26 protein-coding genes are annotated in these 25,322 nt (G+C 30.7%); 16 read left to right on the plus strand and 10 right to left on the minus strand.

From position 1 onward, the window contains the following. The first annotated feature begins 201 nt into the window (after positions 1-201). From E4J94_RS06740 to E4J94_RS06765, 6 genes are all read left to right on the plus strand, one after another. Positions 202-672, plus strand: a complete 471-nt coding sequence (locus E4J94_RS06740; RefSeq protein WP_135835092.1) for an Lrp/AsnC family transcriptional regulator — start codon at positions 202-204, stop codon at positions 670-672. Between the two features lie 30 nt (positions 673-702). Continuing rightward, positions 703-1,404, plus strand: a complete 702-nt coding sequence (locus E4J94_RS06745; protein ID WP_135835093.1) for an NUDIX hydrolase — start codon at positions 703-705, stop codon at positions 1,402-1,404. Positions 1,405-1,416: 12 nt separating this feature from the next. Then, positions 1,417-1,893, plus strand: coding sequence for a hypothetical protein (locus tag E4J94_RS06750; protein WP_135835094.1), 477 nt, complete (start codon positions 1,417-1,419; stop codon positions 1,891-1,893). A gap of 210 nt (positions 1,894-2,103) precedes the next feature. Further along, the gene (locus E4J94_RS06755; RefSeq protein WP_135835095.1) at positions 2,104-3,519 is read left to right on the plus strand and encodes an L-serine ammonia-lyase; all 1,416 of its coding nucleotides are present in this window, start codon (positions 2,104-2,106) and stop codon (positions 3,517-3,519) included. 267 nt (positions 3,520-3,786) lie between these two features. Beyond that, positions 3,787-5,667 carry a DEAD/DEAH box helicase gene (locus tag E4J94_RS06760; RefSeq protein WP_135835096.1) on the plus strand — a complete coding sequence of 627 codons (1,881 nt, stop codon included), beginning with the start codon at positions 3,787-3,789 and terminating at the stop codon, positions 5,665-5,667. A 118-nt stretch (positions 5,668-5,785) separates the two neighbouring features. Continuing rightward, positions 5,786-7,483, plus strand: a complete 1,698-nt coding sequence (locus E4J94_RS06765) for an AMP-binding protein (protein WP_135835097.1) — start codon at positions 5,786-5,788, stop codon at positions 7,481-7,483. A 445-nt stretch (positions 7,484-7,928) separates the two neighbouring features. Here E4J94_RS06765 and E4J94_RS06775 read toward each other — a convergent pair whose 3' ends face one another. From E4J94_RS06775 to E4J94_RS06795, 5 genes are all read right to left on the minus strand, one after another. After that, on the minus strand, positions 7,929-8,765 hold the full coding sequence (locus E4J94_RS06775) for a tetratricopeptide repeat protein (RefSeq protein WP_135835098.1): 837 nt from the start codon (positions 8,763-8,765) through the stop codon (positions 7,929-7,931). Continuing rightward, positions 8,740-9,180: a hypothetical protein gene (locus tag E4J94_RS06780; protein ID WP_168801834.1), complete on the minus strand. Its 441-nt coding sequence runs from the start codon at positions 9,178-9,180 to the stop codon at positions 8,740-8,742. The genes E4J94_RS06775 and E4J94_RS06780 overlap by 26 nt, the downstream gene beginning before the upstream one ends. A 105-nt stretch (positions 9,181-9,285) precedes the next feature. Continuing rightward, positions 9,286-9,999, minus strand: coding sequence for a nucleotidyltransferase family protein (locus E4J94_RS06785; protein WP_135835100.1), 714 nt, complete (start codon positions 9,997-9,999; stop codon positions 9,286-9,288). Position 10,000: 1 nt separating this feature from the next. Next, positions 10,001-10,423, minus strand: coding sequence for a RapZ C-terminal domain-containing protein (locus tag E4J94_RS06790; protein ID WP_135835101.1), 423 nt, complete (start codon positions 10,421-10,423; stop codon positions 10,001-10,003). Next, positions 10,416-11,432 carry an aminoglycoside phosphotransferase family protein gene (locus tag E4J94_RS06795; RefSeq protein WP_135835102.1) on the minus strand — a complete coding sequence of 339 codons (1,017 nt, stop codon included), beginning with the start codon at positions 11,430-11,432 and terminating at the stop codon, positions 10,416-10,418. The genes E4J94_RS06790 and E4J94_RS06795 overlap by 8 nt, the downstream gene beginning before the upstream one ends. Before the next feature lie 105 nt (positions 11,433-11,537). Here E4J94_RS06795 and E4J94_RS06800 point away from each other — a divergent pair, with 105 nt between their 5' ends. Together E4J94_RS06800 and E4J94_RS06805 are read left to right on the plus strand one after the other, a co-directional pair. Further along, positions 11,538-11,999, plus strand: coding sequence for a hypothetical protein (locus E4J94_RS06800; protein ID WP_135835103.1), 462 nt, complete (start codon positions 11,538-11,540; stop codon positions 11,997-11,999). 81 nt (positions 12,000-12,080) lie between these two features. Continuing rightward, on the plus strand, positions 12,081-12,716 hold the full coding sequence (locus E4J94_RS06805; RefSeq protein WP_135835104.1) for an NAD(P)H-dependent oxidoreductase: 636 nt from the start codon (positions 12,081-12,083) through the stop codon (positions 12,714-12,716). A 43-nt stretch (positions 12,717-12,759) separates the two neighbouring features. Here the strand turns inward: E4J94_RS06805 and E4J94_RS06810 are convergent, their stop codons facing one another. After that, positions 12,760-14,118 carry an acyl-CoA dehydrogenase family protein gene (locus tag E4J94_RS06810; protein WP_135835105.1) on the minus strand — a complete coding sequence of 453 codons (1,359 nt, stop codon included), beginning with the start codon at positions 14,116-14,118 and terminating at the stop codon, positions 12,760-12,762. Between the two features lie 64 nt (positions 14,119-14,182). Continuing rightward, positions 14,183-15,139 carry an NAD-dependent epimerase/dehydratase family protein gene (locus E4J94_RS06815; protein WP_135835106.1) on the minus strand — a complete coding sequence of 319 codons (957 nt, stop codon included), beginning with the start codon at positions 15,137-15,139 and terminating at the stop codon, positions 14,183-14,185. 130 nt (positions 15,140-15,269) lie between these two features. Here E4J94_RS06815 and E4J94_RS06820 point away from each other — a divergent pair, with 130 nt between their 5' ends. The 8 genes from E4J94_RS06820 (at position 15,270) to E4J94_RS06855 (ending at position 22,950) form a co-directional block, all read left to right on the plus strand. Further along, the gene (locus E4J94_RS06820) at positions 15,270-17,291 is read left to right on the plus strand and encodes a M13 family metallopeptidase (RefSeq protein ID WP_135835107.1); all 2,022 of its coding nucleotides are present in this window, start codon (positions 15,270-15,272) and stop codon (positions 17,289-17,291) included. A 52-nt stretch (positions 17,292-17,343) separates the two neighbouring features. Then, entirely contained in the window at positions 17,344-17,628 is a 285-nt protein-coding gene (locus E4J94_RS06825; protein ID WP_135835227.1) for a rhodanese-like domain-containing protein, read from the plus strand. Between the two features lie 175 nt (positions 17,629-17,803). Further along, positions 17,804-18,370 (plus strand): RNA polymerase sigma factor, encoded by a 567-nt coding sequence (locus E4J94_RS06830; RefSeq protein WP_135835108.1) that lies wholly within the window; start codon positions 17,804-17,806, stop codon positions 18,368-18,370. 1 nt (position 18,371) lies between these two features. After that, positions 18,372-18,581, plus strand: coding sequence for a hypothetical protein (locus E4J94_RS06835; RefSeq protein ID WP_135835109.1), 210 nt, complete (start codon positions 18,372-18,374; stop codon positions 18,579-18,581). Positions 18,582-18,596: 15 nt separating this feature from the next. Next, positions 18,597-19,415: a mechanosensitive ion channel family protein gene (locus E4J94_RS06840; protein WP_135835110.1), complete on the plus strand. Its 819-nt coding sequence runs from the start codon at positions 18,597-18,599 to the stop codon at positions 19,413-19,415. Between the two features lie 317 nt (positions 19,416-19,732). Further along, positions 19,733-20,002 (plus strand): 30S ribosomal protein S15, encoded by a 270-nt coding sequence (gene rpsO, locus E4J94_RS06845; protein ID WP_135835111.1) that lies wholly within the window; start codon positions 19,733-19,735, stop codon positions 20,000-20,002. Between the two features lie 140 nt (positions 20,003-20,142). Next, entirely contained in the window at positions 20,143-22,329 is a 2,187-nt protein-coding gene (locus E4J94_RS06850; RefSeq protein ID WP_135835112.1) for a polyribonucleotide nucleotidyltransferase, read from the plus strand. A gap of 105 nt (positions 22,330-22,434) precedes the next feature. Beyond that, positions 22,435-22,950, plus strand: a complete 516-nt coding sequence (locus E4J94_RS06855) for a hypothetical protein (protein WP_135835113.1) — start codon at positions 22,435-22,437, stop codon at positions 22,948-22,950. Between the two features lie 47 nt (positions 22,951-22,997). Here E4J94_RS06855 and E4J94_RS06860 read toward each other — a convergent pair whose 3' ends face one another. From E4J94_RS06860 to E4J94_RS06870, 3 genes are all read right to left on the minus strand, one after another. Then, positions 22,998-23,564, minus strand: a complete 567-nt coding sequence (locus E4J94_RS06860) for a pentapeptide repeat-containing protein (protein ID WP_135835114.1) — start codon at positions 23,562-23,564, stop codon at positions 22,998-23,000. 254 nt (positions 23,565-23,818) lie between these two features. Continuing rightward, positions 23,819-24,193: a VOC family protein gene (locus E4J94_RS06865; protein ID WP_135835115.1), complete on the minus strand. Its 375-nt coding sequence runs from the start codon at positions 24,191-24,193 to the stop codon at positions 23,819-23,821. A gap of 158 nt (positions 24,194-24,351) precedes the next feature. Then, positions 24,352-25,266: an N-acetylmuramoyl-L-alanine amidase gene (locus tag E4J94_RS06870; protein WP_135835116.1), complete on the minus strand. Its 915-nt coding sequence runs from the start codon at positions 25,264-25,266 to the stop codon at positions 24,352-24,354. Between the last annotated feature and the right edge of the window lie 56 nt (positions 25,267-25,322).

Raw genomic sequence — 25,322 nt, forward strand, 5'->3', positions numbered from 1 at the left:
TTTATTGTGGTTAGACAATAAACTCGCGCAAACAAACAAAAGTGATTAGTTCTTTCTTTTTTGAACTATTATTGTAGCAAAAGTAAAATATTAAATAAATCATTAAAAAATATTTTGATGTTTGTTTGTTTTATTTATAATTTTGCTAAAAATTAATTCGATTTTTTATTAAAATAACAATAATAATCAAAAATTAGGAAAATGAATTATATAATTGATGATGTAGATAAGAAAATTTTGATGTATTTGATTGATAATACAAGAATGCCATTTACAGAAATAGCTAAAAAAATGAATGTTTCTGCAGGGACTATTCATGTACGTGTCAAAAAATTAGAGGAAGCCGGAATCATCAAAGGAACAACACTAATTACGGATTATGATAAAATGGGTTATCAGTTTGTTGCTTACGTAGGTTTATTACTTACAAAAACAAATAAAACTCAGAAAGTAATAGATGAGTTATATAAAATTCCTAACGTAACAGTAGTACATGTAGTATCAGGAAAATACAATATTTTCTGTAAAATCCGTGCTAAAGATACTGCAGATGCTAAAGATGTTATCTATAAAATAGATCAAATAGATGATGTTTTGAGAACAGAATCTATGATTTCGTTGGAAGAATCTTTTAATGATAAAAATAGATTGATGCATTCAATTTTTCATTAAGAAGTTTAATTTTTTTAATCATCCCACAAAATGACAGACGAAGAAAAAGAAAAATATTTTCAGGTCGCTCTATGTTCAAGTCTCGTACTTTTCGGGTTTGATGGTGAAGATCTTAAAATATTAGTCTATAAAAAACTAAACGAACCTTTTAAAGGAGCTCTGGTTTTACCAGGAAAATATATTGCACCAACGGTAAGTAATGATCAAGCAATTCATGAATTACTTATCGAAAAAATAGCTTACGATGAGCATCAAACATACATAGAACAGTTAAAAGCTTTTACTAAAGTATTTAGAAATCCATTGGGACGTGTAGTAAATGTAGCATATTATGCATTGGTGAAATTAACTCCACAAATAGAGGCGAAAGTAAAAGCTCAAGGAGGGGTGTGGTTTCCATATGATCGAGTTCCTGATTTAGCTTTTGATCATAATGAGATTGTAAAATATGCAAAAGAACGTGTAAAACGTCGTGTAAAGCGTCGTCCAGTTGGATTTAATCTTTTGGGAGACGAGTTTACTATTGCTCAGTTACAAAGTTTATATGAAAAAGCATTGAATAGAGAATTAGATAAACGTAACTTTAGAAAGAAAATATTTAATTCAAATTTGATTATTGAAACTGGAAATACTACAGATCCAAAACAACATCGTAAAGTTTCTAAATTATATCGTTTCGATGAAGAAAAATATGAAAAATTAAGTTTGAAAGGATATGATTTCTTATTTTAAAAATTAAAAGTTATGACAAATACAACGCAAGATAAAGAAAGAGATGATATTTTTGATACAGATGTTTTGATGCAAAAAGGCAACAATTCAAACCCTATCAAACATGAAGGAAATAAAAAATCATTTTTATTTAAATCAATGATTCTTATAATGGTCTTCTTAATTTTAAGCATTCTTTATCGTGGTTTTCAATTGTTGATTACAAATGATTATTTATTCCGACAAATGTTAAATGAAGATGCTCCAGAAATGCCAAAATGGTATCCTATTGTAACAATTGTTTTAGGTGTGTTAGCATTGATTGGAATATTTTTGGTTAACAATTATAAAAGAGTAGGAGTCTATATGGTTGTTATTTCTTTATTTGCATCAGCAGTTATACAACCAGAATTTATGGCAGATGGAACGCTATTTACAATGTTCTCATTATTTGTGTTTATAGGTTATGGCTTAGCTATTGTTTATCCTTATTGGTACAAATTCAAATAAACAAAAAATTATAAAGTCTATAAAAGAGGTTACATTTTGTAACCTCTTTTTTTATGATGTTAAATAGCTTTTTTACTTAATATCATTCAATATGAATATTTTAAGCTTAATAATTGTTTAACTTGATAAAAAAACTATGAAAATAAAGTGAATATGTGAATTTAACGGTTATATTTGTCTCGTGTGGAAAAAATAAATTAAAGGTACAAAATGGATTGTATTTCAGTATTTGATATGCTTAAAATTGGCGTTGGCCCGTCAAGCTCTCATACTTTAGGCCCATGGCGCGCAGCAGAAGCTTTTCTGAAAGAATTAGAAGCAGCGTCACTTTTTAATAAAATTACTCATGTTCGTGTTGATCTGTATGGATCTCTATCTCTAACAGGAAAAGGACATGCAACAGATTATGCAGTAATGTTAGGATTAAATGGGGCAGATCCTGAATATATTCCTATAGAAGACATTTCAACTATAATTAATACAATAAATAGCGATAAAAAATTAAATTTTGGTAATAAATTTTTAATCGATTTTGACCCTAAAACAGATATTGTTTTCAATCGAGAATTTTTAGATTTTCATGCAAATGGTATGATGTTTACAGCCTTTTATGAAGACGAAGAATTTACCTCAACATTTTTTTCAATTGGAGGAGGTTTCATTACAAAAGAAAATGACGATTCTATAAATGAAGATGTAACTTGTTCTTTTCCATACTTATTTAATACATCTACAGAGTTATTAGAATTTTGTGATAGAGAGAATAAAATAATTTCAGAAATCATGTTCGAAAATGAAAAATCAATTCGAACAGAAACTGAAATTCATGATGAATTAATGCGAGTTTGGAATACAATGTTAGAATGTATGTACATAGGTTGTCATACAGAAGGTGTATTACCCGGAGGATTGAATGTTAAACGACGAGCTTATGATATGCATAAGAATTTGGTTGGAACAACTCCATATTCTAATCCACAAGAATGGATTTCATCTATCCGAAAAACTAAAGTATATTTTCGCCAAATTCTGAAATGGGTAAGTTGTTTTGCTTTAGCAGTAAATGAAGTAAATGCTTCATTAGGTAGAGTTGTAACAGCTCCAACAAATGGAAGTGCAGGTGTGATTCCAGCAGTTTTGATGTATTATCTAGTTATCGAAAATCATAAAGCAGGTCAAAAAGAAATTGAACAGTTTTTGACAACAGCAGGAGTGATTGGTTCTATTTTTAAGAAAGGAGCAACTATATCAGCAGCGATGGGAGGTTGTCAAGCTGAAATTGGTGTGTCATCGGCAATGGCAGCTGCAGCTTTATGTGAATTAATGGGAGGAACCCCTGCTCAGGTGACAATTGCAGCTGAAATAGCTATGGAACATCACTTAGGATTAACTTGTGATCCAATAGCTGGATTAGTCCAAATTCCATGTATTGAACGTAATACAATGGGAGCTATTAAAGCTATTAATGCAGCAGAATTAGCATTGGATACGGATCCTCTAAATGCAAAAGTTCCTTTAGATAAAGTAGTTAATACGATGTGGGAGACAGCAAAAGATATGAATAATAAATATAAAGAAACTTCCGAAGGAGGATTAGCAGTAGCAGTAAATATTGCAGATTGCTAAGTAATGTATTTATAATCATATTGATACAATTATAATTGTGCGATTTGTAAGGATTGTGAAAGTGTGTTGTGTGTTTCAAAAAAAATCCTTACATTTGCACAGCCTTTTAGAAATAAGGTACGGATGTTAAAGAATATTCATTTAGGGATTTTTTAGGCTGCTCAGCCATTTAATTTTATTCTTTCATATCTGTTGGTTAAATAATTTAAAATAAAAACCGTGATATGAAATATAAATGAATTTCATTATCTCGGTATCGTATCTAACATGATTACATTCAAAGAATTAGGACTTCAAGAAGAAATCCTAACTGCAATTGAGAAGATGGGATTCGTTACCCCATCTCCAATCCAAGAAAAAGCTATTCCTCAAATCCTTTCATCAGAACAAGATGTTATTGCATTGGCGCAAACAGGAACAGGAAAGACTGCAGCATTTGGGCTTCCAATTTTAAATCAATTAGACAGTAATTCAAAATCAGTACAGGCAATTATTTTATGTCCTACTCGTGAATTATGTTTACAAATTGCAAAAGAATTAGAATCTTTTTCTGCGGATATGCGTGGAGTACGTGTACAGGCAGTTTACGGTGGTGCTGACATCGTTAAACAAATTAGAGGATTAAAAGATAATCCACAAATAGTTGTAGGAACTCCAGGTCGTACAATGGACTTAATCAAACGTGGTGCATTAAAAATTAATGACATCACATGGACAGTTTTAGATGAGGCAGATGAGATGTTGAACATGGGATTCCGTGACGAAATCGATTCTATCTTAGAAACTACTCCAGAAGAAAAACAAACTTTATTATTCTCAGCAACAATGCCTTCAGAGGTTCGTCGTATAGCTTCAGAGTATATGCACAATCCAGTTGAGATTGCTGTAAGTAAAGTAAATACTGCATCAAAAAATATCGAGCACCACGTTTATTTAGTGCGTTCTTCTGATCGTTACTTAGCTTTAAAACGTTTGGCCGATTATTACCCAAATATTTATGGTATCGTTTTCTGTAGAACTCGTCGCGAAGCGAAAGATGTAGCAGATAAATTGATGCAAGATGGTTATAATGCGGACGCATTACATGGAGATTTATCACAGTCACAACGTGATCATGTAATGGATAAATTCCGTAACCAAAATATTCAAATTCTTGTTGCAACAGATGTTGCTGCTCGTGGTATCGATGTTAATGAATTGACACATGTAATAAACTTCAATTTACCAGACGATCCAGAAGTTTATGTACACCGTTCAGGACGTACAGGACGTGCAGGGAATAAAGGGATTTCTATCATTATTTCAGGAGGACGCGAAGCTCGTAAAATTAGAGATTTAGAAAAATTAATCGCTTCTAAAATAGAGCCTAAAAATGTACCAACTGGAGCAGAAATCTGTGAAAAACGTTTAATATCTTTAATTGACAAAATCGAGAATATCGAAGTTGATGAAGAATTAATCGAACCTTACATGGAAACTGTAAACGAAAAATTGGCAAACTTAGATCGTGACGATTTATTAAAACGTTTCATGACAGTTGAGTTCAATTCTTTCTTAGAATATTATAAAAACACGAAAGATATTACATCTGAAGGTGATCGTGGGGATAGAGGAGATCGTTCTTCTAATCGTCGTGGGGGACGTGATTTCTCTCGTTTCTTTATCAATATAGGTCAAAAACACAACTTACGTGTTCCAAACTTAATTGGTTTAATCAACGAGCAAACTCGTAACCGTAATATTGAAATCGGAAAAATTGAAATTTTACGTAATTTCTCTTTCTTCGAAGTTGATACACAATTTGAATCATTAGTGTTAGAATCTTTCAAAGATGCACAACGTGATGGTGTAGATTTAGATGTTCAAATTTCTAAACCAGAACCAAGACGTGGTGATGGTGAGCGTCGTGGTGGAGATCGTCGTCGTAATGACAGAGGAGATTCTCGTGGACGTGGTTTCAACAGCCGTCGTGATAATGACCGCGAAAGAAGTGGAGGTTATCGTGGTGGTGATCGTGACCGCGGAGGAGACAGAGGTGGATTCCGTGGCGGAGATCGTGATTCAAGAGATTCTAGAGGAGGAGATCGTGGTGGTTACCGCGGAGGAGACCGTAATAGAACAGGAAACTCAAGAAGAGGTAGAGATTAATATATTCTCAATAAATAATAACAAAAAGGATGATTTTAATAAAATCATCCTTTTTTTATTCCTGAAAAGCCATGTTTGAATAAATAATTTTTCTATATTTATTCAAAACCACAAATAAATGACAGTACAAGAATTATTTAATTCTATTCGATTAACTATCGAAGAAGAAAATTATGCGCAATTAAAAGAGATTAAAATTTTTAAACCAGAAAAATTTAATTGGGTAAGAGATATTTTTGAACCTTATAATGTTAACCAACTTGGAAAACAAAAAGGATTAATTTGGAAGTATAATAATCAAAGAGAAGATTATACTTTTCAGGATTTGTTGAATAAATACAATCAATTTTTAAATTATCTCCGAAATAAAGGAATTGTGCAAGGAGATAAAATGTTTTCTCAAGTTCCATTATTACCAGTTACTTGGATAGGCTATTTAGCAGCTATTAAAGGAGGATTAATCATTATACCTGCAGCAACGACTTTAGAGGCTCGTGATTTAACTTTTAGATTTGAATCTTCTTTTCCCGAAGTAGCATTAGCAGATCAAGCGAATGCATCTAAAATAGATGAAGCGGAAGCTAAATTTGATAAAAGAATTAAAGTTAAATTAATCACTGAAGGAGAAAGAGAAGGTTGGATTAATATTGATGAGTTATGGAATGAATCTATTGCTTCTAAAGCCGCAGATACTAAAGCAGATGATGATTTGTTTTATTTTTTTACTTCTGGTACAACAGGAATGCCAAAAGTTGTAGTACATACACATTATACTTATCCACTTGGAGGTTTTACAACTTCTTCTTGGGTTGGGATGAAAAAAGGTGATTTGCATTATAATATTTCGCAGCCAGGTTGGGCAAAATTCTTTTGGAGTAGTTTCTTTGCCCCTTGGAATATGGGTGCAACAATTTTAGGTTATCATGCAGATAAATTTGTTCCAAAAGAACAATTACAAACGATTCAAGATTTAAGAGTAACAACTTTCTGTGCCCCACCAACAGCGCTACGTGTTCTGATTTTGGAAGATTTGAAAAGTTATGACTTCAAACTTCGTCAATGTGTTTCAGCAGGAGAGCCTCTTAATCCTGAAATTATTGATGTATGGAAAGAAGGAACTGGAATAGTAATTCGAGATGGTTATGGTCAATCAGAATCAACTGCAATGATTGCAAATTTACCAAATGAAAAAATAAAATATGGTTCGATGGGAAAACCTGCTTTTTTATATGACATTGTTATTGCTGATGAAAATGGAAATGTTGTACAAGATTGCGAAGAAGGGAATATTTGTGTTGTTTATAATAATAACACAATTAGTGGAATTTTTAAAACCTATTTGATTCAAAAAGACAAAATGTCGAAGGTTTTTAAACATGGTTTATACTATACTGGTGATAAGGCTTATAAAGATGAGGAAGGTTATGTATGGTTCGTAGGGAGAGACGACGATGTTATAAAAGCTTCGGATTTTAGAGTTGGTCCTTTTGAAGTAGAAAGTGCATTATTGGAACATGATGCAATAATGGAAGCTGCAGTTGTTGCAAGTCCTCATGAATTAAGAAGTAATGCTGTAAAAGCTTTTATTATTTTAGCTCCTGGATATGAAGCATCTGAAGAGTTAGCAAAGGACATTTTTAAATATACAGAAGAGCATTTAGCACGTTATAAGATACCTAGAATTATTCAATTTGTTGAGGCTTTACCAAAAACAATTTCAGGTAAAATTCGTCGAGTAGAATTACGTAGCCAAGAAGCTAAAGATAAACAAGCTAAAGCTAAAATTCTAAATGAATTCTTTCATGAAAAATATTAATGATTTTATAAAAAAAAACTCAGTTATTTAACTGAGTTTTTTTTTGTGTTTACGCTTCTTATTTCGCCAAATAATGAAACCTGTAATTGGTAAACTTGCTACTATTATTGAAGACATAAAAGCTAATATTATTTCCAAATAAGCCCAATATTTGTCCTGTATGAATATCATACATTGAATTTGTAAACTTTTTTCCATTCGATAAATTATGATTCATCAATTGAGAAACGTGAAACTGTTCTGAATCGGATTGGTATTCATCAACTGCATAATAACGCAAACTTTTTCCGAATATGGATTAACATAACTAGTCGCTCCTTAATTTGATGTCATCTAATTAAGGAGCGACTAGTTATACATTCTAAACAAATACAAAGCGAATCAAACGATTCGCTTTTTTTGTTATATTCTTGTAATGATGATAAAAAAGATGATGATAAATTTTTTATAACTCCTTTAATTTGTCTTTAATTTCTGTGTCATAGATTTCTAAAAACCGTTCATCGTAAATGTCTTGATCTTTATAATTTTTTTTGATTAAATCTAAAGCTTTTTGATAATTGAATTTTGCAGAATCTTTTTGATTGGTAAGTCGATACGTTACAGCTTTGTAATAATAAGCTTCTGCAATATTTTTATCTAAAAAAATAGTCTTATTATAAAAATCTAAAGCTTTTTGATAATTTTTTCGATCAGCTTCAATTTTTCCGCGATAAGTGTACATTCTTGGATAAATATTATCAGGATTTTTTTCGGACGCAATAAATTTATCATAATAAACAATAGCTAAATCATAATTGCCTAAACCTTGATAACAAATTCCCATTTGAAAGTAAATATTTTCTCCCCAAGGATATTCCACAACGTTAGACAATTTATCCAATCGATGAAAATCTTTTAAGGCATTTTCGTAATCTTTTAGTTTTGTATATTTTATCCAACCAGCATAACCTAAGTGATCAAGAGGGTTTAGTAAAGTTGCTTTATTTAAACGATACATTCCTTCTTCAAAATCCCCATTTTTATTATAAGCAACTGAAGATTCCCACCAAAATTTTGAATTTTTAGGTTCTGATTTTAATAAACGATCAAACATAAAATCAGAATAAAAAGAACCCTGAGTGTCACCTGCTAATACAAATTTTTTATTGTTAGAAGAAAATAAGAATTGATAAATAGCAAAAACACTTCCGCAAAAAATAGGAATAGAAATCAATAATTTCAATGTTCCACAAATAATTCGCCACGTTTTTGACTTAAAAAATGTCTTCAACTTTTCCATTCTTCAGTTTTATTTGAATTTGATAATAGGAATCTTCATCTTTTCCATTCCAATCTTTTAATTGCTGAATAATAGCAACAATTTTCTTTTGCAAATCGTCAGAAATCTCGACTTTTTTATAATCTTGATCAATTGCTTTAATTTTGAAATATCCAATTTCGTTTTTACAATTAATTACAAAACGAACATTTATATTTCCAGAAAAATTAGGAAACTTTAATTGATGAATTGGTTCAGAAATTACTTTACGAATTCCATAACGTTCAGTTTTATAACCTCCATTAGTACTATAATATTGATAAATTGTAGAAGAACAAGGTTTAAAAGAAGTGTCTTTATCGATAATTTCTTTTTTATTAATATTCCCAACTTTAGTTTTGAAAGAAAAGTAAATTATTGAGGCTAGAATTATCATTGCAACAATAGTTAAATAGACAAAATAATTGATGTATTTCATTCTGTCGAAGATATATAAACTTTTTGCATAAAAAAACTCAATTCATCGAATTGAGTTTTTGAATTATTTAAAATAATGTTCTGCTTCTATTACACTTTCAGGTCGACCAACATCGATTAAAATTCCGCCAGAATGGTCAAAACCAAGAATCGATTCATTTTGCATTAAATCCATATAGACTTTCATGATCGAAAACTTACCTTTCTCCGTGATTTTATCAAAAAGAGTAGGAGAAATAACATGAATTCCACTAAAAGCCAATTCTTTGCAATTGTCTAAGGAATCTACAGCTTTTATTTCTTCTTCAGTTTTCAGATTTCGCCAACCTTTTAACTCATTTTTTTCATTGAAAAATAGTTTGCGAGACGAATTTCTATCCGAAACTGCCAATGTTACCAATGCTTTATTTTCTCGATGTGCTTTGATAAAATCAGCAAGATTTAGATCTGTTAAAATATCTACATTCATCACCAAAAAATCTTTCTCGAAATTAGCTTTTGCTTTCACCAAACCACCACCAGTTTCAAGAACTTGATCCGTTTCATCAGAAATAGTAATTTCAATTCCGAAATAATTATTTTCTTCTAAAAACTCAATGATTTGATCTGCATAATGATGAACATTAATTACAATTTCATTAATTCCGAAAGATTTCAAATATTCTATATTTCGTTGCAAAAGAGGTTTTCCATTTACAACAGCTAAAGCTTTGGGATGATTATCAGTAAATGGTTTTAAACGAGTTCCAAGACCCGCTGCAAAAATCATTGCTTTCATATTAATAAGTCTCGTTTATCCAATTTTTTTCTTCTTGAATAACATGATGTAATGTAACTTGCGTTTCAGGAAATTTCTCTTGAATATGTTTTGCAGTCGCGTCAGCAGAATAAACCGAACGATGTTGCCCGCCTGTACAACCAAAATTGATTTCTAAATTCTCGAAATCACGTTGTAAATAATCTTCAATAGAAATATCAATAATTTGAAAAACGCCTTCCAAGAAAATTACAATTTTAGTTTCTGTTTCCAAGTATTTTTTCACGTCTTCGTCGCGTCCTGTTTGCGTTTTATATTCCTTGATACGCCCTGGATTTAAGATTCCACGACAATCAAAAACAAAACCGCCACCATTTCCTGTTGGATCGTTTGGAATTCCTTTTTTGTACGAAAAACTACGAACGTTGATATTTAATTTAGCCATTTATTTTATGATTTATACGTTCTAACGTTTCTGGAAGAACAAGGATTTTTATAATATGTTTTAATTCTGAATAATTTTGTAAAATAGGATAATCGATTATAGATTCTAAATTTTTAAGACCAAACGAAATACTTTCTAAAAAGTGTTTTTTACGTTCGATAATTCCTCTCAACCCATAGGTTCCTAAAACCTGTAAAAGTCGAGCAACAACGCAGTATTCATAGGATTGACGAAAATCTATCGGGACCAAAGTTGGAATTTGTTTGGTTAATTCTTGGTAATAAAATTCATACAATTCTTTCTTAAATTCAAATGATAAATTGGCTTTCGCTTGCCAAATTAATGAAACCAAATCATAGACAACAGGCCCATACAAACCGCCTTGATAATCGATAAAATATGGTTCGTTTTGATGAATCATAATGTTGCGCGTTTGGAAATCTCTGAACACAAAGCCTTGTGGTGAAAGTTTATCAAATTGAGATGCAAAACGATCAAAATCTTTGATTAATTTTCCTGCATTGTAATCAATTCCTAAGACATCTAAAAAGTAAAAATTAAACTGAAATAAATCTCTTAAAATTAATGTTTTATCTAATTTTGGATACGAAAAAGTATGATTAAAATCGATTTTAGTTGCTCCTTGAATTTGAGCAATTGCTAATTTTTCTAAGGTTTTAAAATAATATGGTTTTGCTTTTTCAAAATCATTCAATACAATATTCATCAAAGTTTCGTCACCTAAATCTGTTTGAACATAGGTGGCGAAATCTTCTGAAAATGAAATAATTACTGGGATATTATTGATAACTTTTTTTAAATCTAATGAAAACTGAATAAACACTTTATTTTCTTCGATATTAGAGCTTTCTGCTAAAATATACGATTGATTTTGATCAAAAAATCTCGAATAAACCCGAGCCGAACCTCCTCCCGAAAGTTGAGTTAAACTTTCAATTGCTTTTTGAGTAAAGTTTTCTTGCAAAAATTGAGCTGTAGTATCGTTCATCAGAATATTTTGCGAAAGTTACGCATATCAAAAATGATTTAAAAATATTTGTTAGCTGTAACTTTTTTCAAAATGTTGCATCTATTTAGTAAAAAGAGAACTAATATGAAGAAAATAGCACTTATTATCGTAATGATTTCGTTACAATCGTGTATAACAGTGAAAGTTAATGCGGATGTTGATTCGAATAGTTTTTATAAAAAAGTTGATAATCCGAATATCAAATCACAAGGAACTTTTTTTGATAAAGGAGTTGGAGATTCCAAATGGTCGAATTCTAATGGAGATAATTGGACGAAAGCTAAGTTTGATGATGCTTCTGGAACGAGTTATATCAAGTTAAATATTTCGAAAAATTTAACAGCTAACTTTCATTCAAATATCAAAATAGATGGTGAAATGAATTTTGAAATTGTAGATCAAAATAATGAAGTAGTGTTTAACCGTCAACTTATAAATTCGAAAGAAGAAAACTTTACACTTGATTTGACAAAAGGTAATTATCAAATTCGTTGGAATTCTACGAATGCAACTGGAAGTTATTTTTTAGAATGGAAAGAAAAATAAAAACTGATAAATCTTAGCATGTTTTTAACTTTTTTAATTATGTTTTTGATGTAATTTTAAAAATATTTTAAATACATAATTATGGCGTTAATAGATGATTTGAAATGGCGTTATGCCACAAAAAAATATGATCCGTCTTTGATTGTTGAAGAAGAAGACGTTAAAAAAATTGTAGAAGCAGCACGTTTAGCTCCAACTTCATCAGGTTTACAACAATTCAGAATTTTAGTGATAAAGAACAAAGAATTGCAACAGAAAATTGTTCCGATTGCTTATGATCAGGAAGCTGTAGCAGATTGCTCACACTTATTAGTTTTTGTTGCATGGGATCGTTATACAGAAGATCGAATTGATGCAATTTACGATTATACAACTGATGAAAGGGATTTACCAAGAGGTCGCTTTGGAGCTTATACTGATAAGTTGAAAGGAATTTATTTACCTCAAACTTCGGAAGAAAATTTTGTTCATACAGCACGTCAAGCATACATTGGTTTAGGTTTTGCTCTTGCTCAAGCAGCAGAATTAAAAATTGATAGTACACCAATGGAAGGTTTTGATAATGTTGAATTAGACGATCTACTTGATTTGAAAGAGAAAGGTATGAAGAGTGTTTTACTACTTCCTTTAGGTTACAGAGATAGTGAAGATTGGTTAGCTCCTATGAAAAAAGTTAGAAATCCAATGAAGGATTTTGTAACAAAATTATATGAATAATAAAAAGGATTGAGTTTTCTCAATCCTTTTTAAGTTTTCTCAATTACACGAAAGCACTAAATCCTGTGATAGATCGACCAACAATAAGAGAATTGATTTCTTTTGTTCCTTCGTAACTATAAATAGCTTCGGAGTCGGCAACAAAACGAGCGACGTCATGCTCTAATAATATTCCATTTCCACCCATTACTTCTCGTGCTCGTGAGACAACATCTCGTGTTCTCATTGTACAAAAAACTTTAGCTAAAGATGCGTGTTCGTCCAATAAAATCCCTTCATCTTGCATTTCAGATAAGCGAAATACTAAGGTTTGCATAGCTGTTAAGTTAGATAACATTTCGACTAAATGCCCTTGTATCATTTGAAAAGAAGCAATTGGTTTCCCAAATTGTTCTCGATTTCGTGTATAATCTAAAGCACTTTCGTAAGCGCCACGAGCGCATCCTGTTGCCATCCATGCAACTCCAGCACGTGTCATTCGCAATACTTTTGCTGTGTCTTTAAATGAATTAGCATTTTGTAAACGATTTTCTTCTGTAATTAAACAATCTTTTAATGTAATTAAACCATTTTGAACAATTCTTAAAGCCATTTTTCCTTTGATTTTTTCGACAGAAAAATCAGGATTATCTTTTTCGACAATGAAACCTTTTACTTCTCCATCATCTATATCTCTTGCCCAAATAATCACTAAATCTGCGAAAGTTGCATTACCAATCCATTTTTTTTGACCATTTAAAATCCAACCTTTTTCTGTTTTTTTACAAGTTGTTGTTAAGCCCCCTGCAGCTCCCGATCCAACTTCTGGTTCTGTTAATCCAAAAGCTCCAATTTTTTCAAAATTTTGCATTTGAGGTAACCATTTTGTTTTTTGTTCTTCAGAACCACAAATATATATTGACCCCATTGATAAACCAGATTGAACACCAAAAAAAGTTGCGATAGAGGCATCAATACGAGCCATTTCCATTGCCAACACACCTTCCATTATAAAAGGTAAATTTGGGCAGCCGTAGCCGTCGTAAGTCACACCACAAATATTAAGTTCTTTAAATTTCGGAATTAATTCAAATGGAAATTGATCACGAAGCCAATAATCATTTACAATAGGTTTAACATCTTTTTCCATAAAAGCTCTTACTTTTAGTTGTAATTCACGTTGTTCAGGCGTAAGAGTATGGAAAACATCATAAAAATCTCCATCAATAGGAGGGAGTTCTTTGTGTTTTTTCTTTGGATTTAACATTTTAATCATTCCTTGAAGTTGTTTATCATCAAGTTTCGAAAAGTTTTCCATTAAAAGAGGTAAATCTACTTTTTGAGAAATTTTATTTAATTGCTCTAAATCAACAGATTTTAATAGATGAATAATATTTTTTAAATTAGAAAATGCTCCTGACATATTTTATGGTTTTAATCAAAATAATCAAAGAGCATTCCTAAAAATATTGTTTTACAAAATAAAATTAAGCTTTAGCTAATTTTATTTTCAAGTTATTAAGCATTGTTGTCGTCATTTTATCGATGTCGAATTTTGGAGAAAATCCCCAATCTGCTTTTGCAACAGAATCATCGATAGAAGAAGGCCAAGAATCAGCAATAGCTTGTCGGAAATCTGGTGTGTAATTAATTGTAAAGTTTGGAATATGTTTTTGTATTTCAGCCGTTAAATCTTCTGGTGCAAAACTTAATCCTCCTAAATTATAAGATTTAAATTCGCCTAATTGTTTTGGATCAGCAGACATTAACTCAACAATTGCATTAATTGCATCGTCCATATACAACATCGGTAAATATGTTCCTTCTTTTAAGAAAGATGTATACTTTCCTTCTTCGATTGCTTTATAATAAATATCGACAGCATAATCTGTAGTTCCTCCACCAGCAGGAGTTTTCCATGAAATAAGACCAGGGAAACGTACAGAACGTACATCTACATTATGATTTTGTTGATACCATTTACACCAATATTCTCCCGATAATTTTGAAATTCCGTAAACTGTAGAAGGTGTTTGAATTGTATTTTGAGGTGTATTGTCTTTTGGTGTATCTGGGCCAAAAACTCCAATAGAAGAAGGCCAGAATATTTTATCAATTACTTTATCTTTAGCTAATTCTAAAAAAGTTAGTAAAGTATCCATATTTAATTTCCAACCGAACATTGGATTTTTTTCAGCTGTACCAGAGAGTAGAGCAGCTAAATGATAAACAGTTTTGATATTATGTTTAGCAATTACTTCCTTTATTCGTGTTGTATTCATAACATCAATTACTTCGTAAATACCATCGTAATCAACCTCCTTAGGATCTCGTATATCAGAAATAATTACATTGTTTTTTCCATGAATTGTTTTTAATTTTTCGGCTAATTCAGAACCAATTTGTCCTAATGCGCCGGTGATCAAAATCGTCTCGGTTTCCATTCTAAAAGTTACTATTGTTTGTTTCCTCCAAAGGTAAAATAATCTGTTAAATTTTTAAACTTATTTTAGTAGATTTGTAACACACGTCGTAGAAGTTACGACAAATAATATCAAAATACTTAGTACAAACATGAAAAAACAATTATTTGTTGCAGCTTTTGCATGTACTTCTATGTTAGCAATGGCGCAAGAAGCTTATCAGGCTTTTAATCCAAATTATATGGATAAGTCTGTTCGTCCACAAGATGATTTATATAATTATGTTAATGGAAATTGGATGAAAATCACTGAAATTCCTTCTGATAGAGCACGTTGGGGGAGTTTTGATGAATTACGTGAAAATACAGATAAAGTTACATTAAAATTAGTAAAAGATTTAATTAAAACTAAACACGCTAAAGGAACAAGTGAGCAAAAAATTGCAGATTTGTATGATGCGTATATGAATGTTGATGCGCGTAACAAAACGGCTTTAGCACCATTACAAAAATATTTTAAGCAGATTGATGCGATCAAAGATATGAAAGGTTTACAAGATTATTTAATTGATGTAGCTTCTATCGGAGAGAACCCATTTTATGGTGCTTATGTTTATACTGACCTTAAAAATAGTAAACAAAATGCTGTTTATTTAGGAGATATTGACTTGACTTTAGGTAAAACTTATTACCAAAAAGAAGATGCTAAAAACACTGAAACTTTAGCTAACTTGAACAAGTTTATCGATCAATTGATGCCTTATACAGGTTCTAAAACACGTGATTTGAAAGGTCCAAAAATTGTGGCTTTCGAAAAAATGATGGCGAAATACATCAAAACTGTTGAAGAAGATCGTGATCCAAATAAATCATACAATCCTGTAAAATTATCAGAAGTTAAGAATTTAACGAAGAATGTTGATATTGAGCGTTATGTAAAAGCGTTAGGAATTAATCCTGAAACGGTAATTATTGGTGAATTAGATTATTATAAAAATTTAGATAAAATCTTAAATCAAGAGAATTTACCTTTGATTAAGGATTATTTACGTTTTAAATTAATCAATTCTTATGCAAGTTATTCAACATCTGATTTAGATAAAATTAATTTCGAATTTTACGGAAAAACTTTATCTGGTCAAAAAGAGCAACGTCCATTAGAAAAAAGAGGTTTAGCATTTGTAAATGGAGCAACAGGAGAATTATTAGGACAAATTTATGTGAAAGATAATTTTCCGCCAGAGGCAAAAGCAAAAGCTGAAGAGTTAATCAGTTATTTATTCAAATCTTTTGACAAACACATCAAAGAATTAGATTGGATGTCTGACGCAACTAAAACGAAAGCGTTAGAAAAATTAAACAAGTTTACTGTAAAAATTGGTTACCCTGATAAATGGAAAGATTATTCTGGATTACAAGTAAAATCTTTGGCAGATGGAGGAAACTTAATTGAAGATGTAATGGCAATTAGCAAATGGCGTCAAGCAGAAAACTTGAAAGATTTTGGAAAACCAGTTGATAAAACTCGTTGGGGAATGTCGCCACAAACGGTAAATGCATATTTTAATCCAACTAATAACGAAATTGTTTTCCCAGCAGCAATTTTACAACCACCTTTTTATGATTATAGAGCGGATGCAGCTGTAAACTTTGGTGGAATTGGAGCAGTTATCGGTCACGAAATTTCTCACGGATTTGATGATTCAGGTGCTAAATTTGATGGAGATGGTAATTTAGTAAACTGGTGGACACCACAAGACGAAGAGAAATTTGCAAAAGCTACAAAAGCTTTGGCAACGCAATATGATGGTTATGAACCAGTAGCAGGAACACACGTTAATGGTACATTTACATCAGGAGAAAACATTGGAGATTTAGGAGGAGCATCAGTGGCATTTGATGCTTTACAAATGTACTTGAAAGATAAAGGAACTTATGGAAATATTGATGGATATACACCACAACAGCGTTTCTTTTTATCTTGGGCAACAATTTGGAGAACAAAAGCAACAGAAGAAGCTTTGGTAAATCAAGTGAAAACAGACCCGCATTCACCTGGATATTACCGTTCTTTTGGACCAATCGTTAATATTGATGCGTTCCACGATGCGTTTAAAACAAAACCAGGGGATAAATTGTATAAAGCACCAAAAGATCGAATCAGAATTTGGTAATATGCTTGGCAAAATTATTGATTGGATAAAAAATAGAAAAAGAATTATTAAAATGACAACAGTTGAAGCAATAAACAATGCGAATGTTACATTAGTAGATGTTCGTGAACCTTATGAATTGGATATGGATGGGTTTGTTCCAAATGCAATTAATATTCCATTAGGAGACATCCCTACAAAAGTAGAGGAATTTAAAGGAATGTCTAAACCAATTGTAGTATTTTGTAGAAGTGGAAACCGTTCAGGTCAAGCAGCTCAATATTTACAATCTCAAGGTGTAGATGAAATTTTTAATGGAGGAGGTTTTCAGGATGTTTTAGATGTTTTGAAGAAATAATTCGTAGATAATTATTTATTTTATAAAAACCGATAAATTTTTATTTATCGGTTTTTTTTGTATTCTATTGCAAATTAAGTAGATATTTGTGTTAGATTAAAATATTTTAAAAAAAATAAAAATAATGTGTGACCAAATAGGAATTGGTGTGTCATAATAAATGTAAGCAATTAAAATGTCAAAAGATTCTATAGAAAATATTGCAGATGACATTTTGGTGTATAAGATTGTTGAAACAAAGAATCAACATTTATTTGGAATATTGTATGATAGGTATGCACATACAGTTTATAATAAATGTTTGAGTTTTGTAGAAGAACAAGAAGAAGCACAAGATATGACGCATGATATATTTGTTAAGTTGTTTGTGAAACTTAAAACATATGAGTCAAAATCTAAATTCTCAACTTGGTTATATTCTTTTACATACAATTTTTGTGTCAATCATGTACAACGCAAAATAAAAGAAGAAAGAAAAAATTATTCGGTTACGGATGATTTGGTTGATAACTATAATGAAGAAATAATTGATGATAAAGAAATTTTTGAATTAAAAATCGAAAAACTAACGCAATCTTTAAAAGAATTGGAAGTGGAGGATAAATCTATTTTACTTATGAAGTATCAAGACGAATTTTCGATCAAAGATATTTCAGATACTTTAGAGATTGGTGAAAGTGCAACCAAGATGAGATTGAATAGAGCAAAAAAACGTTTACTAAAAATTTATAATGCTTTGTAAAATGGAAAATCCTTTTAAGACTATATTAGCCAATGAAAAGCTTCCTGATACAATAAAGCAAAAAGTAATGGATGATGTTGCTTTGATTAAACTATCATTAGAAGTAGCCGATTTGGTTTCAGTAAAATACCCAAGCACAATTGGGAATTTCTTTGGAATTAGTAAAAAAACAACCAACAACAAACCTAGTAATAAAGAAAAAGAAGATTAACTAGAAATAGAGTATATGAATATAGGTTTAAATTTTAGTTTGTTAGAAAGTTTATATCAAGAAATGGTACTAGTGTTTCCTAAAGTTGTGGGAGGTATAGTATTTATTATATTGTCTTATATTCTACTAAAATTAATCTTAATACTAACTAAATACATTTTAAAATTATCTAAAATAGATAAACTAAAAAATGCATTAAATAATAATGAGGCGTTAAAAAACTCTTCTATTGAAATAGATCCAGCTAAAATTATATTACAATTTGTAAGATTATTCATTATCTTATTAATTATAATAATTGGATCAGATATTTTTGGACTAACAGTGGTTTCAAATCAAATAGGAAGAATTGTAGATTATCTACCTCAATTTTTTAGTGCAGTATTGATTTTTGCAGGAGGTTTTTATTTAGCAAATTATATTAAAACTTTTTTAAGAAGCTTAATTAAATCAATTGATCTGAATGGAGCTAATATTATAAGTAACATAATTTTTTATATCGTTCTTATTTTTACAATAATTACTTCATTAAACCAAGCTGGAGTTAATACAGATTTGATTACAAATAATCTGTCTTTAATTCTAGGATCAATCTTTTTAACATTAGCAATAGCTTTTGGTCTTGGATCTAAAGACGTTATTTATAGATTATTATTGTCTTTTTATACCAATCGAAATTTTGAAATTGGACAAAAAATTATAATTGAAGATGATGTACAAGGCGTAATAATTGCTATTAATAATATATGTATGACGATACAGACAAAAGATGAGAAAATTGTCTATCCGATAAAAGTAATAACAAATAAAAAAATACGAATTATAGAAGATTAATCTTATCCTGCCTAAACCTATTTTTTTATAATTATTAACCAACCTATTAATTATTTATTAAAAAACCAAGCCGACTTTAACCTACCAACCAAAAATCGTGAAAGCTTGACTTTTACAACTAAACAAACCTTTTTTACGATTTAATAGAAAATAATTACATCACTTTCTATTGACTATTAAATCAAACTAAACCAAATTTACAAGAGACCAAACCAACCAGAATGGTCTCTTTTTTTATCTTTAAAAATAATCAATTAATTATAAAATTAGTTGTACATTTGCACCTCATTACATAATAATTATTAAACAATATTGGCATGTACTTAACATCAGAAGTAAAAAGCGAAATTTTCGCAAAGCATGGTAAATCTGCAACAGATACAGGATCTGCAGAAGGACAAATCGCATTATTCACGTATAGAATTAACCATTTAACTGGTCATTTAAGAAAGAATATTCACGATTTTAACACAGAAAGATCATTAGTTATGTTAGTTGGTAAGCGTAAAGCATTATTAAACTACTTAAAGAAAAAAGATATCACAAGATACCGTGCGATTATCGCTGAATTAGGATTACGTAAGTAATTTTAAAAACAATATAAAAGGGCAATTACGTAGAAATTGCCTTTTTTTTTGTTATAAATTAAAATAAGATATATATCTTTATATAATGCAGTTAAAGTAAACGGCTTTAACTTTAGACGAATTAAATACTAAGAAGACGAATGATTCCACAGGCGATCACAGAAAAAATTACTCTTTCAGACGGAAGAGAAATTACAATCGAAACAGGGAAATTAGCAAAACAGGCTGACGGATCTGTGGTTGTACGCATGGGCGACACCATGTTATTAGCTACAGTTGTAGCAAACAAAGAAGCCAATCCTGGTGTAGACTTTTTACCATTAACTGTAGATTACAGAGAAAAATTTTATGCAGGAGGACGCATCCCAGGGAATTTCTTCAGAAGAGAAGCAAAACCATCTGATGATGAGGTATTAACAATGCGTCTTGTAGACCGAGTTTTACGTCCAATGTTTCCAGAAGATTTCCACGCTGAGGTTCAGGTAATGATCTCACTTATTTCTTATGATAAAAATGTAATGCCAGAAGCTTTAGCTGGTTTAGCTGCATCAGCAGCCATTGCAATTACAGATATTCCTTTCACATTAATTTCAGAAGCTCGTGTTATTCGTTTGAATGGTGAGTTGATGATTAATCCTTCAAAAGAACAATTAGAACAAGCTGATATCGATATTATGGTTGGTGCTTCTAAAGATTCTGTTGTAATGGTAGAAGGGGAGATGAGCGAAATTTCTGAGCGTGAAATGTTAGACGCGATTGAATTTGCTCATGCTGAAATCAAAAAACAAATTGAAGCACAAGAGGCTTTAGCAGTTAAAGTAGGAAAATCTACTCCAAAACGTGAATATAATCACGAAACTCACGACGAAGAAATTCGCGAAAAAGTGTGGGCTTATGGTTACGATAAATTCTATGATATTGCAAAACATCCGTCTGATAAACACGAAAGAGGTGAAAAATTTGCAGCTGTTGAAGAAGAATTCTTAGCACAATATGCAGAAGATGAAGAAGAGTTAGCACGTGTTAAACCTTTTGCTCATATCTATTTCCATGATGTACAAAAAGAAGCTGTACGTCAATTAATTTTAAACGAAGGAATTCGTTTAGATGGTCGTGATCCAAAAACGATTCGTCCAATTTGGTCTGAAGTTGATTATTTACCTTCAACTCACGGTTCTGCAATCTTCACTAGAGGAGAAACTCAAGCATTAGCTACAGTAACTTTAGGCTCTTCTAAAGATGCAAATATGGTAGATGGAGTTGTAACAAACTTCGACGAAAAATTCTTTTTACATTATAATTTCCCTCCATTTTCTACAGGTGAAGCTCGTCCATTAAGAGGAACTTCTCGTCGTGAGGTTGGTCACGGAAACTTAGCTCAACGTGCATTAGCGCAAATGTTACCAGACGAATGTCCTTATACAGTACGTATCGTTTCTGAAGTTTTAGAATCTAACGGTTCTTCTTCTATGGCGACAGTTTGTGCAGGAACATTAGCGTTGATGGATTCTGGTTTACAAATGAAAAAACCAGTTTCAGGTATTGCAATGGGATTAATTACAGATACTAAATCAGGTAAATTTACAGTATTGTCTGATATCTTAGGAGATGAAGATCACTTAGGAGATATGGACTTTAAAGTAACAGGAACTGCAGATGGTATTACAGCTTGTCAAATGGATATCAAAGTTCAAGGCTTATCTATGGAAATCATGGAAACAGCCTTATTACAAGCAAAAGAAGGTCGTGAGCACATTTTAGGTAAATTACTAGAAACTTTACCAGCGCCTCGTCCTCAATTGAAACCAAATGCACCTAAAGTTGTTGTTGTTGAAATTCCAAAAGAATTTATTGGAGCAGTAATCGGACCTGGTGGAAAAGTAATTCAAGAATTACAAAAAGAAACTGAAACAGTTATTGCAATTACTGAGTTGGATACAACAGGACGTGTAGAAATCAATGGCGTGATTCAAGAAAACATCGATCGTGTTGTAGAAAGAATCAAACAAATTGCTTTCGTTCCAGAAGTTGGTGAAACATATCATTCAGTTGTAAAATCTATTAAACCATTTGGAGCGTTTGTAGAAATAGCAAAAGGTGTAGAAGGGTTAGTTCATATTTCTGAATTAGAGCACAGACGTCTTGAGAAAGTTGAGGATTCTGTAAACATCGGTGATAAAATTGATGTTAAATTCTTAGGTTATGATGATAAAAAGAAAATGAAATTATCTCGTAAAGCATTATTGCCAAAACCTGAAAGAACAGAGAAACCAGTTAAGCCAGCAGACAAAAAAGAGGATAAACCTCAAGAAAATAAAGAAGCTTAATCAAGTTTATATATAAAAAAGTCCGAGTTTCTCGGACTTTTTTTATTTTATGGTTTCTGTTTTTAAAATAACTATTTATGTTTGCATTAAAATAAATACAATATCATGAAAAAGAAAATTTTATCAACTTCATTATTTATTTTGGGATTGATAAGTGTTAATGCTCAAGAAAAAGGACATTTCAAAGCTGGAACCCATGTAGGGATTCCTATAGTTAATATTGATTTTGGTTACTCAGTGAATTTAGGACTTGATGTAGCTTACGTTTGGAGATTAAATAAAACAGTAGAGTTGGGTGCTACAACGGGTTTTTCTAATTATTTTGGAAAAGAGGAGACAGTTAGTTTTATGGGGTATTCTGAAACTTTTGAATTTAAAGATGTTCAAATTATACCGCTTGCAGCGACAGCTAAATTTAATTTAACATCAAAATTCTTTTTAGGAGCTGATTTAGGTTATGCATTCATTCTAAATGAAAATTCTGATACTGGTGCATTCTATTTTCAACCAAAGGTAGGACTTGATATTAAGCAGTCTGAATTGTATTTAGCTTATAAAGGAATGGCTAAAGATGGAACAGGAATAGGTTCTATAAATTTGGGATACGCTTATAATTTCTAATGAAAAAACTCCATTATTTTTTAAATAATGGAATTTTTTTGAATTTATTATTCTATTTTAATTCCAAGGTGTTCAACTAAACCAATCAAATTATCTTTCGAAAAAATAGCTCCTTTCAATTGGTTTTCATTCGAATTAATTCTAAAATTATAAGAAGTTTTAAGATTAGCTTGTTTTAAAATAGTTTGATCAAAAATAGCATTCGAAAAATTACAATTGCTGAAATAAGAATTACTTAAATCTGTATAAGAAAAGTCGACATTTTGTAATGAACATTCAATAAACTTCGACTTTTTAAGTGGTAATTGATAAAAAGATGAATCATTTAAAATACATTGATTAAAATTGACATTTAATCCAAATTGATTACATTCTTCTAAATTAAAACCGATCATTTTACAGTTTTTAAATTCAACTTGCTGAAAACTCGTATTGATAAGCTTTGTATTACTTAAATTACACTCGATAAATTCACAATTGATAAATTTCACATCATTTAGATCTAAGTTATTCAAATCGCAATTAATAAACTGACAATTCTCGTATTCACTAACTAAATTTAGATTTTCTGAAAAATTGATTTGTTCAAATTTTTCTTCGAAATGATAATCCATGTTATTATTTTTTTACGATAAAGTTTCTTAAAGCTAAACAAAAAATCATCACAATCATATCAATATAAATGGTAACTTTTAATTGATTTATTTGCGAACAAAGATTTTTTCCTGTGACAGAAGAAATACAAGTTTCTATTCCATTTGTTTCATTTTTTATGCTCAACATTGTGCTGATAATCATGTAAAAAACAATTGGAATAATAAGAATAATTATCGCTAAAATTATGTTGTAATATCGTTTTGTCAACATATTAATCTTCGAATGTAATTTCTATTTCTTGGCCAAATTGTAAGATATAACCATTGTTGTCATAAATCGCAAACTCGCGCATATCCCATTCAAATGTCTCAATTTCATAAACAATTTTGCAATCATCTTTCACCTGATTCCATAATTCGTCTACATTGTCTACAACAAAATAAAAAGAACCTGTGAAATTTGCTTGTTCAAAATCTGCTCCTTCATTTGGATAAGCCAACATAATTTCTACATCGTCTTTTTGCAAGCAAGCCCAAATCCAATCTTCATTCTGATCAGCAATTTTAAATCCTAATTTTTTATAGAATTTTGTTGTTTTTTGTAAATCTTTCGTCCAAATTATTGGGCGTAAACTTTTAAAAGCCATGTTATATTATTTTCGATAAAATTACTTCAATTTTTCTTAACTCTCAATCGCATTTTGAATGATAATTATGCTATTAATTAATATTATTTTATCGAAAGTTTATTCCATAAAAAAACTCCTAACACATAGGAGTTTCATTCTATAAATCAAAAACTGATTTATGGATTATATTTTTTGTTTAATGCTTTTAAGATTGCCCAAGTTTCAGCATCTACAACTCCATCATATTTTTCTGGACGGAAATGCATCTGAAATGCAACAATTGCATTTTTTGTTTGCGTATCAATCATTCCATTTGTAGGAACATTGTAACCATATTTTTTAAGGTCAGTTTGCACTTGTGTTATAAAAACTGAACTTGTTGTATCCCAAGGATATTGTTGCATAAATATATACTTGTCTGTATCATCATACCAAGCACCAACACCGTAATCTGTATATAATTTTTTCCAAGGGAAAAGTGGACCCGGATCTGGTTTTCTACCTGGCGCAACATCAGAATGCCCAATTACATTAAAAGGAGAAATGTTATAACGTTTCACAATATCTTGTGTCAATTCACCTACTTTTTTGATTTGATAATCTGGATAAGGCGCGTAATTTGGATAAGCATCCGTTCCTTTGTTTCCAAGGTTCACGATTTCGATACCAATAGAAGAAAAGTTTATATTATCCAATCCTTTCCAACTACTAACACCTGCATGCCATGCACGTTTTGTTTCGTCAACTAAAAGATTAATTGTTTTATCATCATAATCATTTATCAAATAATGTGCACTTACATCTTTCTGAGTCAATACTTTTAACGATAATTCTGTGTTAATAGCTGTGTAGTGTAACACCAAAAATCGCACACGTTCATCTTGCGAAATAGATGGATAATAATCTGTTGTTACCTTGTACTTGTCAAGCTTTGCAGCTCGAGTCATTTCTGGTTGGTCTGTTTTTGAATTAATAATGACTGTGTCACGAATTACTTTTGTAATTGTTTTTGGTGGAACTTTTTTAGTTGCACAACTAGCCAAAATAAAAAAACAAGAAATTGCCGAAAATACTAATCCTTTAAAATTCATTCTTTTAGTTCTAAATAGTCTTTTGAATAGCCAAAATTAAGCCAAATAATTTAATT

It is taken from the genome of Empedobacter tilapiae (assembly GCF_004785645.1).
GTDB classification, from domain to species: Bacteria; Bacteroidota; Bacteroidia; order Flavobacteriales; family Weeksellaceae; genus Empedobacter; species Empedobacter tilapiae.